The organism is Enterococcus sp. AMC1252, assembly GCF_058216515.1.
On sequence record NZ_CM177097.1, the window covers coordinates 1642722 to 1656687 of the forward strand.

Genomic DNA, 13966 nt, shown 5'->3' on the forward strand with positions numbered 1-13966 from the left:
GGGAGAGATAAAATGACATTTTTAGATTGGATTGCAGTCATAGGATTAGCGATAGCCATTATTTTTCTCCTTTTTATTTTCTTGCTTTTGGTGGGGGTTGTAAAGACTGGAAAAGAGCGAAGAAAATTACTTTTGATCCGAACGAAAAATAAACGTAAAAGAAAAGCACTTGCCAGAAAAAAGAGACAATTACAAAGGAAAAAGAAAAAATGGATAACAACCAGTTTCTTATGTTTGATCGTGATGATAATAAGCGGTGCTGTATCAATGTATGCGGTATATTATCAGTCAACAAATCTAGGTGAAGAGGATAAAAAGGCAATTGTTTCAGGATACTATAATCTTCGTGATATTGAAGATCAATTGCACTTGGCAGAATCGGGTGAAGAAGAACGAGCAGAACAAAATTTGAATAATTTATCTTTACGATTAGCCGCTTTTGCATTGAATAGAGCAGATTATCGAATTAATGGGGATGGTCAAATTCGTATTAATCGTTATTATTCCTCAATGAAAGAGCTTGGAATAAATTTATCTTCACAAGAAAAAGACTTTTATAAAAATCCATCTTTATTGGAATCTTTTAAAGTGGATATCGAAAAAGTGAAGAAAAATGAGCAAGCAGTAATTAAGCAATTTAAAATAAATGAAAAATCACTAGCGGAAAAAAAATAATATTAAATTAAGTGGAGTCAAATGTTTATGACTAAACAAACACCGCAATCATTAAAAAAAAAATTACCTAAACGTTCAATTAAAAAAGATACAAGACCAAATTTCGGGGGAAAAAGTAATGCTCTTACTCTAAACAAGCAGAATGAGCAAAAAAAAAGCAGAACAAAAGTTAAACGAAAAACTGATAAAAAAAGAAAAATGCGGAATCTAGCCCATTTAAAAAAAAGGAAGCAACAGAAAATAAGAAGGCTTTGCCTAGAAATAACTAGTGCAATACTAATTACGTGTAGCCTGATTTGGCTCCTTTCCCTGTTCTTGTTTACTTTTTCTAAAGTAGAGGGATATAGTATGTTACCGTCACTTTCTGAAAGTGACTTTGTGTATATTAACAAACGAGCAAAAATTAATCGTTTTAAATTTGTTTATTTTGTTACACCTGATCAACGCGAAAAGACAATCCGCCGTGTGATTGGTTTACCTGGTGAATCTGTAGAATACAAGTCTGATAAATTGTATATCAATAATGAGGAAGTAGAGGAGCCTTTTATTGATAGCAAGGAAGTAGTAAAAGCGCGTAACATGGAAGCAAACTTTACCGAAAACTTTGACATAACCAATATAAAAAATGGGCAACAAATAATCCCGAAGGATTCTTATTTTGTTCTAGGTGACAATAGGCCATATTCTACAGATAGCCGATATTATGGTTTCATACCTGAGAAAAATATTATAGGAGTTGTTGAAATGAGAATTTTACCCATACATTTGATGGAAAAGTTTAATCGATAACTTTGCTAGTATAACAATTTTTAACTGCATAAATGACATAGAATTTATAAGGAAGAGCACCGTTTATTACATATGTTGGATTATTTTAGCTTAAAAATAACCACATATTTATAAGAAAAGCAGAATTTATCACTGAATAACAGATGATTCTAGCTTTCTCTAATTCATTTAATAATTTTGGTTTTTTTAGATAGTCACTCAAAAACATATTTTAAGGAGATGTTATAAATGAAAAAGAAATTATTAGTTATGTTTTCACTAGCAATGGGGTTATTCATCGTATTAGGTTTCGGAGGACAAAAAGCGGAAGCTACAATGAAAACAACATATTTTGAAAGCCAAACAAGTGCAACTTCAGTAACAAAAGAGTCAGGACTATTCCTAAAAGGTGAAGTCACAGTTACAACGGAAAAAGAAAGTACTACGAAATATGCAAGAATTTATGTACGACAAAATGGTAAATTGTATCATGACAGCTGTTCAAAATTGATTTCATCTACACCAGAGTATGATTCTAAAGGCCTTCCTACGGGAAATTACTTACATGTATACAAATATTGCGGTTTTAGAGTAGGATAAATAAATAATTAATTAACTTGAGTGATATCTTTAAAAACTATAATTATATATAGCACCAGACAAAAAATTAGAAAATTTTTTGTCTGGTGTTTTTTTTATCCCAGATTTTTTTATATAATATTTATTATTTTGTTGACCATTCTAGATAAACTATGTATGAAAAAAATATACAATAACAATAAGTATTGTATATTGAGTGAAAAATAAGGTATATTAATATCATTCTGTGTTATACATTATTTGAAATATTTTTAAAGTGAGTTTTGTTTGTTGGGAAGGAGTATGTATGGTGACCAGAAGAGGAGAAAACATTTATAAAAGAAAAGATGGAAGATGGGAAGGTCGGTATATTAAGGAGAGGAATAGCGAAGGTAAAATCATTTATGGTTACACTTATGGAAAACGTTATTTAGATGTGAAGTCAAAGTTAATTATTTTAAAAGCACAGCATGCGGAGTTCAATATTCTGAAAGATTTTAATGGCGATGTGGAAGAGTGGACGATTTATTGGCTTCATCAATATAAAAAAGACTATGTTAAGCAATCTACTTTCTTTCATTATGAATGGCTTATAAAAAAATATATTTTTCCATATATTGGAGAGAAAAAGTTAAGTAGCCTGTCAATTGAAGACATTAGAACGTATGTTAAGACTTTAGAAAAATTAAAATTATCATATGGAACAACTAGTAATATTTTTATTTTACTAAAAAAAATTCTCGAAGAGGCTGAACATCAAAAGATTATTTCTTCAAGCCCTTGTAGACATATAAAATTATCTAAAAGAAAACGAAAAAAAAGAGCTCCGATTGCTTTGACAATGACTGAACAAAAACGATTAGAACACTTCGCTTTTAAGGAAAATGGTTGTTCTGCGATCATACTAGCCTTATATTCAGGCCTTCGAATTGGAGAAATCAGTGGGCTTAAATGGTCAGACATTGATTTTGAAAATGGGGCTATCTATGTTAACAGAACGATATCTAGAGTAAATAGTCAGAAAAGTGATGGGAACAAAACAGAAGTGCTAATTGGCGATCCTAAAACAGATCAATCATATAGAGTAGTGCCTTTAGCAGAAAATTTGAAGCAATACTTACTTGAAAAAAAAGTGACATCATTTTCTTGTCATGTCATTTCGTGCAAAAATAAAATGACAGAACCGAGAGTCATAAGGTATCGTTTTAAAAAAGTTGTAGAAGTAGCAGGAATAAGAGATATTCACTTTCACTCTTTGCGACATACTTTTGCGACTCGATGTATAGAAAATCAAGTGGACATATCTAGCCTAAGTAAACTTTTAGGACATACTTCTGCGAAAATGACGTTAGATACATACGCAGATTCATTGATAGAAAGTCGAAAAAAAGCGATCTATAAAATTGATCAATTGATGCTTAAACAAGTGCCACAAGAGTAAATATCAATTGAAATAGTAAGGTTAACAAGAAAAAACTGTAGTAAATGAAAATATTTTACAATTCCCAATTGGTAAAAATGAATAAGTAGATCAAGTGTCTAATAAAGAAATTTTTTCTTCCATACTAGGCACTTGATTTTTTGATGTTTTTCGCAATGAAAATATTTTCACATATTCATCGTGATAAAAGAAAATAGTTGAAAATATTACCGGAATCGTTTTCTTTTTGTATGATCCAGAGTATATTAAACATGAAGAGTGATGGAAGGAGAAATTAGAATGAAAAAGATACATGTTGTTGCACATACACATTGGGATCGTGAATGGTATTTCAGTGATAATGAAGCATTTGTTCAATTTTCTTATCATATGGATGAAGTGATTTATGCGTTAGAAAATAATGAATTGGATTACTACTATTTGGATGGCCAATTAAGTATTTTAGACGATTATTTAAAAATATACCCCAAACAAGAAACAATAATCAAAAAACTAGTTATGGAGAATAAATTATTTATTGGTCCATGGTATACACAGATGGATGAATTTGTAGTAGCTGGTGAATCTGTTGTGAAAAATTTACAAATCGGTATTGAAATGTCGAAACGTTTGGGAGGGCATACACCTTTAGGCTATTTGCCAGACTCATTTGGTCAAGGCAAGGACATGCCAAAGATATATAATGGATTTGGCATTCAAGATGCTGTCTTTTGGCGGGGGATGCCTAGTGAGGTCACAAAAAGTCGAGAATTTTATTGGACGGCAGAGGACGGATCAAAAGTACTGACGATTAACATTCGTAATGGTTATTATGCTGGAGTGGCACTTGTAGAAGGCGAACTTTATCAAAAGAAATCCATACTTGATCTTGTATCTGAGGACAGTGCCACAGAGGTAATAACTTTACCAGTTGGAGGAGATCAAAGAGCAGTAGATCGTAACTTGAAAGCAATTATCCATGAAGTTAATGAACAGTTTGGTAACGAATACAACATTGAAGAAAGCAATTATCCTCATATTTTTCAACTATTAAGAAACAAAGTAGAAAATTTACCAATGGTTCAAGGCGAATTTATGAGTGGAAGCGTTTCTAAAATCCATCGTTCAATTTATTCATCAAGATATGATTTGAAAAAAGTGAATGACACAATTGAAAATCGCTTGATTTTTCAATTAGAACCTTTGATGTTGATGGCAGACAATTTAGGCATTCCATTTAAGCGAGAACTATTGGATTATATTTGGAAGTTACTATTGAAAAATCACGCTCATGACAGCATTGGCGGGTGTAATACAGATAAAACAAATGAAATGATTTTAGCAAGATATAAAGAAGCAGATCAACTCTCTTATTCCACTGTGGATTATCTTGTAAGAAAAATCTCTGAATCAATAGAAGGAATAAAAGAAAATGATTTAGTTTTATTTAACACATTACCTTATACGAGAACGGATCCTTATGTGGTAGAGGTAAGTACGAAACTAAAAAATATTAGGTTGTTTGATGAAAATCGTAATGAGCTGGATATACAAGTATTATCAACGGAAAAGGTCTATGCAGGTGAAGTTAGACGATCAGAAAGTGATTATGATGAATCAAAATACTACTACATTCATAAAATAAGCTTTATCAAAGAGACATTACCACTGTCCTATAAAATACTTACCGTAGAAGAAGAAACTGGAGTGATTGAAAGCCTAGACATACCTGTTGTAGAAAATGCTGCTATTGAAAATGAGGCTTATAAAATCAATTTTTCAAAAGGCCATTTTTCTATTTTAGCAAAAGAACAACAAAAAACTTATGAAAACTGTCTATATATGGAAGAATCTGGAGATGAGGGAGATACTTATGATTATTCGCCTGCTTATTATGACAAAATCCATCAGTTAGCTTTCGATACGACAGACGTATCGGTTCAGGTAGGACCTTTTCTTTCTACAATGATAGTAAAAGGTAGTTGGTGGATACCAAAGGATTTAAAAGCTAGAGAAGAGCAAAACTTAAACGAATTGATTGAGTACACTTTTACGCTTACATTAAGCCAAGGATCTAAGCGGATTGATGTGAAATTAAAAATCAATAATCAGGCATTGGATCATCGAATGCGTTTTGTTGTGAAAACACCTATTGAAAGTCATGTTAGCTATGCAGATACACTATTTGGAATTGTTGAACGGAATACTCGTGATCCTCATATTGATGATTGGAAAGAACTAGGTTGGAAAGAAGAACCAACAGAGATTTACCCAATGATCCACTACACTAATATTCATGATGCCATTGAAAGCTGGACTATTATTAGTAAAGGAATCAAGGAGTATCAAGTAATTGACAATAATATGTATATTACTTTGTTTAGAGGTGTGGGATTTTTAGGGAGACCTGAATTGATAAGAAGACCTGGAGATGCTTCTGGTAATCAATATCGCTACATTCCGACTCCAGACAGTCAAATGCTAGGCACTTTAGAAATGGAGTTATCATTGATGATTGCCGATGACTTTGACCCTGTGATGCTCCAAAAAGAGTATCAACAGTATTCAGTCATAAGTCCATATTATCAAATTCAGACATTGAATCGTTTTACTAATCCAATTCAATACTTCCAAAGCAATAAAGTAGATCAATTAAATAATCCAAAAGAAATTCTAAATCTAGACGATTCTAACCTTGTATTTAGTGCATTGGAGTTAAGTCGAGATGGTCGTAGAATCAATGTTCGGTTGTATAATCCATCCTTGGAAGAATTAGTTGTTGATGAAAAAATAATATTAACAGATAAAAAGAACGTTGCTTTTGTTGATTTGAATGGTGATTTGTTAGAGTCTTTAGGAACAATAAGTGAAATTTTATTAGGTGAATTTAAGCCAGGAGAAATTAAAACCGTTTCAATAGAAAGATAACACGAGAAAGGTTGAGTTGAGATGAAAATAAATATCGAAAAAATTCAAGATCCATTACTAAAAATTGCCAACAAAGTAGATAATAATAGCGTGTTACAAGCCATAAAAAATGCCTTTATCAGTAGTATTCCATTCACTGTTGTCGGTTCCTTTTCTAATTTGATCAAGATGCAGATTGATGCTTTCTTTGGAGAAACTGCGATCGGACAAACTTTGTCTGCCATTTTTGGAAATGTTTATCAAGGAACACTTGGGATTGTAGCGTTACTAATCGTTTTTTCTACTGCCTATAATTATGCAAAAGAATTGATGAAAAAACATCCAGAAGCCAATATCAATCCTTTATTGGCAACACTATTAGCTTTTGCAGCTTATTTTGTAATGGTTCCAAATAATGTGAATTTCGCAGATAGTTCTGCTGATATTTTACAAGGATACGCAAATAATTTCTTTAGTTATGAAGGTATGTTTACTGCATTGATTGTTGGTTTACTTGCCGTTTTCCTTTATTCAATTTTAGCCAAACATAAAATCGCTATTAAGCTGCCAGGAAATGTTCCACCAAATGTATTTGATTCATTTTTTGCATTGATTCCAATTTCAATTGTATTGTTGATCTGTTCAGTTATGAAAGTTGTAATCGAAGCTTTCAATTTTAATTCCTTTATGGATATGGTCAGTCAACTTTTTGTTCAGCCTTTAACATCAGTTGGAACAGGTTTGCCTGCAATTATCGTTGTTATTTTGTTAGAACAAATCTTGTGGTTCTTGGGATTGCATGGATTTAATATTGTTTGGGGCGTTGTTTCTGCTTTATGGCTGCCAATCTTCTTGGAGAACGTTGCAAAATTTGCTGAAACAAAAAGCTTTGCTGATATTTCCGTTGCACCAAATACAATGACAAATGTGTATGCTATGATTGGTGGTTCTGGGGCAACGTTTGGTTTGATTTTAGCCATATTGATTTTTACGCCAAAAACATATAGTGGGCGTGAAGTCGCAAAACTTTCCTTTATTCCAGGTTTATTCGGAATCAATGAGCCAATTATTTTTGGATTCCCAATTGTTCTAAACCCACTAATGTTTATCCCGTTTGTATTTGTACCAGTATTTAATGCAATTGTAGCGTATATTGTAACTAGAATCGGATGGGTTGTTCCACTAGTTGTATTAAATTCAGGAAACGAACCAATATTTATCAGTACTTGGATCTTAGGAGCATTCCATTTAAGTCCGGTAGTGTTAACGGCTGTTTTAGTTGTATTAGATGTCTTTATCTATGCACCATTTGTACGTATGAATATGAAATTTGATGAAAGCCAACTACTAAATGCATAAAATCAGTAAGTCGTAAAACAACAAGAGCTAAACTGGGTTAGAATTAGCCCAGTCTCTTGTTTTATTTAGTCTTAATGAAAGGAGTGATTCATCATGGAAAGTTATATTGAACTAATTATTCAAGCAAATCAAAAGAAGTTTACTGATGTAGAACGAGTAATCGCACAATATTTTCTTGATGGTAACAAAGAAATGGGGATTCAAGAACTAGCTAAACAATTAAGTGTTTCTAATTCTTCAATTACGCGTTTTTGTAAAAAAATCGGTTTGGCTAATTATAAGGAACTGATTTATTTATATAAATATTCCAGTAAAGGAACAAAAAAACAAACTGATTCTAGCATTAGTTACGTAAATTTAAATTATTCTTTACTGTTAAATGATATTATAAAAAAATTAGATAAAGATGAAGTTAAAAAAGCAGCGCTAATGATTGATAGTGGAAGAATCATTCATTATTGGGGGACAGGCTATAATGCTTTTTGTGGAGAAGATTTTCAATTTAAATTCTCTCGTCTTGGAAAAATTGTCAATGTAATCAAAGATGAACATTCCATTGTGATGATGGCCCATGGTGTTCAACAAGGAGATCTAGTAGTATTATCTTCGATTTCTGGTAATAATGCGGCTGTTCAAGAAGCAGTGAAAATTGTTTCGGAAAAACAAGCTAAAGTAATTGTGATAACAGCGAATGAAAAAAGTCCCTATAGAGGTTTTGCTGAATCATTTTGCTTAACAAGTTCAATGGGGAAAAAAGATATGGGCGGAATATCACCTCAAATCCCTATATTGACAGTAATTGATATGTTATATACAGAAATTTTGGCGATGTACCATGAAGACACAATTAAGTCTTGGATCAAATCAGAAGTGATTTTAAAAGGAAAGTAAAAGGAGAATCATTATGGAAATGAACTATTCAAAGGCAGTTATCGGAAATATAAAAAAAATGGTAACTGAACAATCTGAAAATCCAAGATGGAGTGAAGTATTTTCAAACTGCTTTGACAATACGCTGGAAACAACCGTAAAAATAACAGCTGAAGATACGTTTGTGATTACTGGTGATATTCCTGCGATGTGGTTAAGGGATTCATCTGCTCAAATCAAACCATACCTGGTCGTGGCAAATGAAGATGAAAATATTAAAAGGATTATTCGGAGCCTAGTTGACCGTCAAGTAAAATGTATCTTGATCGATCCTTATGCGAATGCTTTTAATGAAACTAATAATGGAAATCATTATCATAAAGATATCACAGAAATGAATGATTGGATCTGGGAACGAAAATATGAAGTGGATTCTTTATGTTATCCAATCGAATTAGCTTATTTATTATGGAAAAAAACAGGGGAAACAAAACACTTTACTAAGGATTTTAAAAAAGCTGCTGAATTAATCATTCACGTTTTTCAAACTGAACAAAGGCATGAGAATTCGCCTTATCGTTTTGAGCGTTTTGGCGAAAGACCAGAAGATACACTTTTTAACAATGGTTTGGGTCCAGCGTGTGGGTTTACAGGGATGACATGGTCTGGTTTTCGTCCAAGTGATGATAGTTGTACATATAATTATCTAATTCCAGCTAATATGTTTGCGGTTGTTATTTTAGGATATTTAGAGGAAATTTTGAATGAGATTTTTGCTGATAAATTACTAGCTGGCATGGCATGTGAGCTAAAACTAGAAATCGATAATGGAATTACCAAATGGGGAATTGTTGAACATCTTGGTCAAAAAGTTTATGCTTATGAGGTAGATGGCTTAGGAAACTATCTCTTGATGGATGATGCCAATGTCCCAAGTTTGTTAGCTGCACCATATTTAGGATATTGTTCGAGTGATGATCCCATTTATCAAAATACACGGGAGTTGCTTTTATCTGATAAAAATCCATATTACTACGAAGGAAGCGAGCTTAAAGGGATAGGAAGTGAGCATACCCCAAAAGACTATGTATGGCCTATTGCCTTATGCATTCAGGGGTTAACGACTAATAATCAAGTTGAAAAAGCTGAGCTGCTAAATACTTTAGTACAGACAGATGCTGGTACAAATCATATGCATGAAGGAATTAATGCCAATAACTCTAATCAATACACCCGAGAATGGTTTTCTTGGGCGAATATGATGTTTTGTGAGTTGCTTTTAGATTATTTAAAAATAAATAAATAGGAGAAAATAAATGAAAAAATTTCCAGAGTATTTTTTATGGGGAGCTGCTACATCTGCTCCGCAATCGGAAGGGCATGGCTCCTTAAATGGGAAATCTCCTTCAACATGGGATAAGTGGTATCAAATGAATCCAGAGAAATTCCAGAAGAATCAAGGCCCAGAACACACGTCAAATATGTATGAAACATATATTGAGGATGCTGAAAGAATGAAAGAAATTCATATGAATTCTTTTAGAACGTCCATTGCTTGGACACGCTTATTACCGGACGGCAAGACTGTTAATCCTGAAGCAGTTATGTTTTATCGCAATTATTTTTCTGAGTTACAAGCAAATGGGGTAAAACCAATCATCAATCTATTTCATTTTGATATGCCATGGTGGTTGATGGAAAAAGGTGGTTGGGAAACAAGGGAATCAGTTGAGGCATTTTCATTTTATGCTACTACTTGTTTTGAATTGTTTGGAGATCTTATTGAACAATGGACAACGTTTAATGAGCCAATGGTTCATGTAGAATGTGGTTATCTGTATGGTTATCATTATCCTGCGATTCATGATCTAAAAAAAGCGGTTCAAGTGGGTTTCCATACGTTGATGGCACATACGATGGCTGTAAAAGCGTTTAAAGATGGCAATTATCATGGGCAAATCGGAATCATTTTGAATGTCTCTCCATGTTATCCTAAAAGCCAATCAAAGGAAGATTTACGAGCAGCGGAACTTGCTGATTTGCTGAATACAAAAAGCTTTTTAGATCCAACCGTTTTAGGAACGATACCCCAAAAATTAGTAGAGTGTTTAGCCGAAAACGATCTCCTTCCAAAAATTGAAGAGCAAGATTTGGAAACAATTAGAATGAACTTAGTGGATTTTATTGGTATGAATTATTATCAACCTCGTCGCGTTCAAGCACCGAGTGAAGATAATAAACCAGCCTTATCACCAGCTGATTTTTATGATCATTATGATTGGCCAGATAAAAAAATTAATCCTTATCGAGGATGGGAAATTTATCCTGAGGCGTTATACGATGTTGCGATGATGATCAAAAATGAATACAACAACATTGCTTGGTATGTGTCAGAAAACGGAATGGGTGTGTCAGATGAAGAACGATTCTTGGATCAATCAGGGATGATTCAAGATGATTATCGGATTGAATTTATGGAAGAGCATCTAAATCAGTTGCATAAAGGAATTGAAGCAGGGAGTAATTGTTTTGGTTATCATTCATGGACTTTTGTTGATTGTTGGTCTTGGCTAAATGGCTATAAAAATCGATATGGTTTTTACCAATTAGATTTAGAAAATGGTCAACGCTCCGTGAAAAAAAGTGGAATTTGGTTTAAAGAGCTGATTGATCGAAATGGTTTAATTTAAATAGGAAATAAAAAGAATAAAGCTAGAAGAAAACCTAGCTTTGTTCTTTTTTTAGATGCTATAATGAAGCAAGAGTATATTGTGTCAACTGAAAAGGTGTGATGAAAATGAATAATAGAGAACAACAAAGAAAATTTTCCGAACGAAGCAATATCAACAACAGCGCATTTGATGCAATGAATACAAATCAAACTGGCTATTCTAACGATCATGGCAAAAATGTCCCACCAGCAGATAGAGAACAATCAAGAGTCCCAAGCTATTATTTTTCAACAGGACTTACTTATCTTACGGGCGTTTTATTCGCAATGATATTGTTTATCTTTGTTGTTCCTTTAATGGAACATGTCGTATCACCGTCCTTTTATGAAGGAGCAGGTTTTCTTTTATGTGGATTACTTTTTTGTGTTGTAATGGGGTATTTATGGGTATATATCGGACTAAAACTTTTCAAGAAGTATAGGAGATGATCCTCTAAAAAGAAAACTGAAGATTCAAACCCAAAATAGAGGACCAGTCACTGGAACTTAAACAAAAAGAATTTCATGCGAATATCCAGGTTTTTCTGTAGAAGCTCATTTTGAACAATTATTTAAAATTCAAAAAAATTATTGAAAAGAAGTCTCATTGACAATCAACAACATTGATTTGTTCTAGTTGGAAGGTTGAAAAATTAATCCCAAAAAGCGTGTGATCAGCAATTTTAGAGTTGATCACACGCTTTTGTTATCGGTTAAAAAGTTATTATTTTACAACAAGCACATTACAAGGAGCAGATTGTACAACATAACTTGTTGTAGTTCCCAGTTGATTCGTTTGAATCATTCCTTTACCCGTGGCTCCGACGATAATTAAGTCAATTGCTTGATTTCTAGGGACAATTGTAGAAATCATTTCTTTCGGATTACCAATTTCAACAATAGGTATCACATCTTCTAAACCATGTTCAGTCGCATAATAAATATTTTTTAATAATTCTTTTTCAATGGCTTCTTTCTCTTCAGCAAGTACTTTGGAATACGCATACGAGCTATGGCTGATTGCATTTTCGTCAACAACAGATAATAAATATAATGTAGCATTTTTTTCTTTTGCAATCGCAACGCCATGTTTTAGAGCTAACTCAGAGTTTTTTGATCCATCAAGAGCGACTAAGATATTCGAGTAGTTATTGATCATTTTAATCAGCACCTTTCTTTATCTAACTTCATTATATCACGTTCATTGGTTAAGGTTAAACGAATTGATGGGAAGGAAGGGGATGGTATAGAAAAAACGATAAGAAACCAGAAGCAATCTGAATTTCTTATCGTTTTTTGATTACTTATAAACCAAGGAAAGGTGCGGGATTAACAAAACCACTCCATAATCCTGTTGAAATACTAAAGTGTAAATGGACACCAGTGGAATTTCCTGTTGTTCCCATGCCACCCAAAGTTTGTCCAGCACTAACACTTTGTCCAGCTGATACACTTAAACTACTCATGTGTAAATAGTATGAATAGTAGCCATTGTCATGTTTAATCACAACATGATTTCCTGCCATACCACTATAATTCGCACTAACGATTTCACCTGAACGAGCAGCCATGATTGGTGTACCGCTTGCTCCACCAAAATCAATTCCATCATGGAAACTGCCAGAGATTCCAGTAGGATCTTCACGACCACCGAATCCACTAGTGATGGTCATACTTGCTACAGGAGCAGACCAGCCGCCAGAAGATGATGGTGGAGTAGGAACTTGTTGATTATTGTCAGAAATATCATTAGTATCAGTATTCGTCGTAGTATTTGGTACACGTGCTGGCTGTTCTTTTTCTGTTGTTTGAGTAGTAGTAGAGGTTGTTGATTGTTGTACTTTAGCCTGTTCTTTAGCTTGTTTCTCGGCTAGTGCTTTGGCCTCTGCTTCTTTTTTCTTTTCTTCAGCAATTGCTTTTAATTGAGCTTCTTTTATTTTGATTGCTTCTTCTTTCTGCTTAACAAACTTGTTCTTTTCAGCTGTTTCAGTTGCAAGGTTAGCAGCAATTTCATTTATTTTTACATTCTGTTCAAGTTTGGCCTCTGCCAGAGTAGCTTCTTTTTCTTCAAGTTCTTCAGTTTTTCTCTCGAGTGTTGTTAATGTTGCTGTTAACGATATTTTCAATGAGTCAAGCTCTTTTTTGTCATTTTTTTGAGCAGTTAAAATGTCATTATTAGCAGTAACCAATGTATTAACGGCTAAGGCTTTTGAAATAGCATCAGAAATTGATTCAGCACTGAGTAAAACAGTCAACATTGATTCTTGTTCATGATTTGTTTGAGTATTTCTTGCTTGAGCACGTAACTGATCATTTCTTTTTTTAATTTTTGTTTCTAAATTAGCAATGTCTGTGTTAAGTTTGTTCATTTCTTTTTCATATTTTTGTTTCTCAGAGAGAACTGTTTGATATTCTGCTTCGATTGTTGAGATTTCATTTTCTAAGGTTGCCAAGTAATCTTTAGCGTCTTTTTCATTTTTTACGATATCTTCTATTTTTTTTGTTTGATTTTCGATTTTTTGATCAATATCATCAGCTAAGACGCCTAAAGGTGCAACGTTTACTAGTAAAATAAATGAAAGTGTAATCAGTAGTTTTTTCTTCAAGTGATGTTCCTCGCTTTTATTCATCTTTTTAAACGGTTAATGTTTCGAAAATAGTCACCGTTATTATTTTTC

General features: G+C 33.1%; 12 protein-coding genes. 10 read left to right on the forward strand and 2 right to left on the reverse strand.

From position 1 onward, the window contains the following. Positions 1–12: 12 nt before the first annotated feature. From AC4BB5_RS07780 to AC4BB5_RS07825, 10 genes are all read left to right on the forward strand, one after another. Positions 13–675 (forward strand): hypothetical protein, encoded by a 663-nt coding sequence (locus tag AC4BB5_RS07780; protein WP_490458780.1) that lies wholly within the window; start codon positions 13–15, stop codon positions 673–675. A 27-nt stretch (positions 676–702) separates the two neighbouring features. Continuing rightward, entirely contained in the window at positions 703–1464 is a 762-nt protein-coding gene (gene lepB / locus AC4BB5_RS07785) for a signal peptidase I (RefSeq protein ID WP_490458781.1), read from the forward strand. Positions 1465–1692: 228 nt separating this feature from the next. Next, positions 1693–2043, forward strand: coding sequence for a hypothetical protein (locus AC4BB5_RS07790; RefSeq protein ID WP_490458782.1), 351 nt, complete (start codon positions 1693–1695; stop codon positions 2041–2043). 289 nt (positions 2044–2332) lie between these two features. Further along, positions 2333–3463 (forward strand): tyrosine-type recombinase/integrase, encoded by a 1131-nt coding sequence (locus tag AC4BB5_RS07795; RefSeq protein WP_490458783.1) that lies wholly within the window; start codon positions 2333–2335, stop codon positions 3461–3463. A gap of 279 nt (positions 3464–3742) precedes the next feature. Then, positions 3743–6370 (forward strand): glycoside hydrolase family 38 N-terminal domain-containing protein, encoded by a 2628-nt coding sequence (locus tag AC4BB5_RS07800; protein WP_490458784.1) that lies wholly within the window; start codon positions 3743–3745, stop codon positions 6368–6370. A 21-nt stretch (positions 6371–6391) separates the two neighbouring features. Then, positions 6392–7708, forward strand: a complete 1317-nt coding sequence (locus AC4BB5_RS07805) for a PTS sugar transporter subunit IIC (RefSeq protein WP_490458785.1) — start codon at positions 6392–6394, stop codon at positions 7706–7708. A gap of 93 nt (positions 7709–7801) precedes the next feature. Next, positions 7802–8599 (forward strand): MurR/RpiR family transcriptional regulator, encoded by a 798-nt coding sequence (locus AC4BB5_RS07810; protein ID WP_490458786.1) that lies wholly within the window; start codon positions 7802–7804, stop codon positions 8597–8599. A gap of 13 nt (positions 8600–8612) precedes the next feature. Beyond that, positions 8613–9884, forward strand: coding sequence for a glycoside hydrolase family 125 protein (locus tag AC4BB5_RS07815; RefSeq protein WP_490458787.1), 1272 nt, complete (start codon positions 8613–8615; stop codon positions 9882–9884). Positions 9885–9894: 10 nt separating this feature from the next. Beyond that, complete coding sequence (locus AC4BB5_RS07820) at positions 9895–11268, forward strand: glycoside hydrolase family 1 protein (RefSeq protein WP_490458788.1); 1374 nt, start codon at positions 9895–9897, stop codon at positions 11266–11268. 107 nt (positions 11269–11375) lie between these two features. After that, entirely contained in the window at positions 11376–11738 is a 363-nt protein-coding gene (locus AC4BB5_RS07825; RefSeq protein WP_490458789.1) for a hypothetical protein, read from the forward strand. Positions 11739–12012: 274 nt separating this feature from the next. Here AC4BB5_RS07825 and AC4BB5_RS07830 read toward each other — a convergent pair whose 3' ends face one another. Continuing rightward, entirely contained in the window at positions 12013–12447 is a 435-nt protein-coding gene (locus AC4BB5_RS07830; RefSeq protein WP_490458790.1) for a universal stress protein, read from the reverse strand. Between the two features lie 145 nt (positions 12448–12592). Beyond that, complete coding sequence (locus AC4BB5_RS07835) at positions 12593–13894, reverse strand: murein hydrolase activator EnvC family protein (RefSeq protein ID WP_490458791.1); 1302 nt, start codon at positions 13892–13894, stop codon at positions 12593–12595. Between the last annotated feature and the right edge of the window lie 72 nt (positions 13895–13966).

Coding starts and splice junctions, on each gene's coding strand:
- AC4BB5_RS07830 (WP_490458790.1), bottom strand. CDS start 12,447: ATGATCAATAACTACTCGAATATCTTAGTCGCTCTTGATGGATCAAAA.
- AC4BB5_RS07815 (WP_490458787.1), top strand. CDS start 8,613: ATGGAAATGAACTATTCAAAGGCAGTTATCGGAAATATAAAAAAAATG.
- lepB (WP_490458781.1), top strand. CDS start 703: ATGACTAAACAAACACCGCAATCATTAAAAAAAAAATTACCTAAACGT.
- AC4BB5_RS07825 (WP_490458789.1), top strand. CDS start 11,376: ATGAATAATAGAGAACAACAAAGAAAATTTTCCGAACGAAGCAATATC.
- AC4BB5_RS07805 (WP_490458785.1), top strand. CDS start 6,392: ATGAAAATAAATATCGAAAAAATTCAAGATCCATTACTAAAAATTGCC.
- AC4BB5_RS07820 (WP_490458788.1), top strand. CDS start 9,895: ATGAAAAAATTTCCAGAGTATTTTTTATGGGGAGCTGCTACATCTGCT.
- AC4BB5_RS07800 (WP_490458784.1), top strand. CDS start 3,743: ATGAAAAAGATACATGTTGTTGCACATACACATTGGGATCGTGAATGG.
- AC4BB5_RS07780 (WP_490458780.1), top strand. CDS start 13: ATGACATTTTTAGATTGGATTGCAGTCATAGGATTAGCGATAGCCATT.
- AC4BB5_RS07790 (WP_490458782.1), top strand. CDS start 1,693: ATGAAAAAGAAATTATTAGTTATGTTTTCACTAGCAATGGGGTTATTC.
- AC4BB5_RS07810 (WP_490458786.1), top strand. CDS start 7,802: ATGGAAAGTTATATTGAACTAATTATTCAAGCAAATCAAAAGAAGTTT.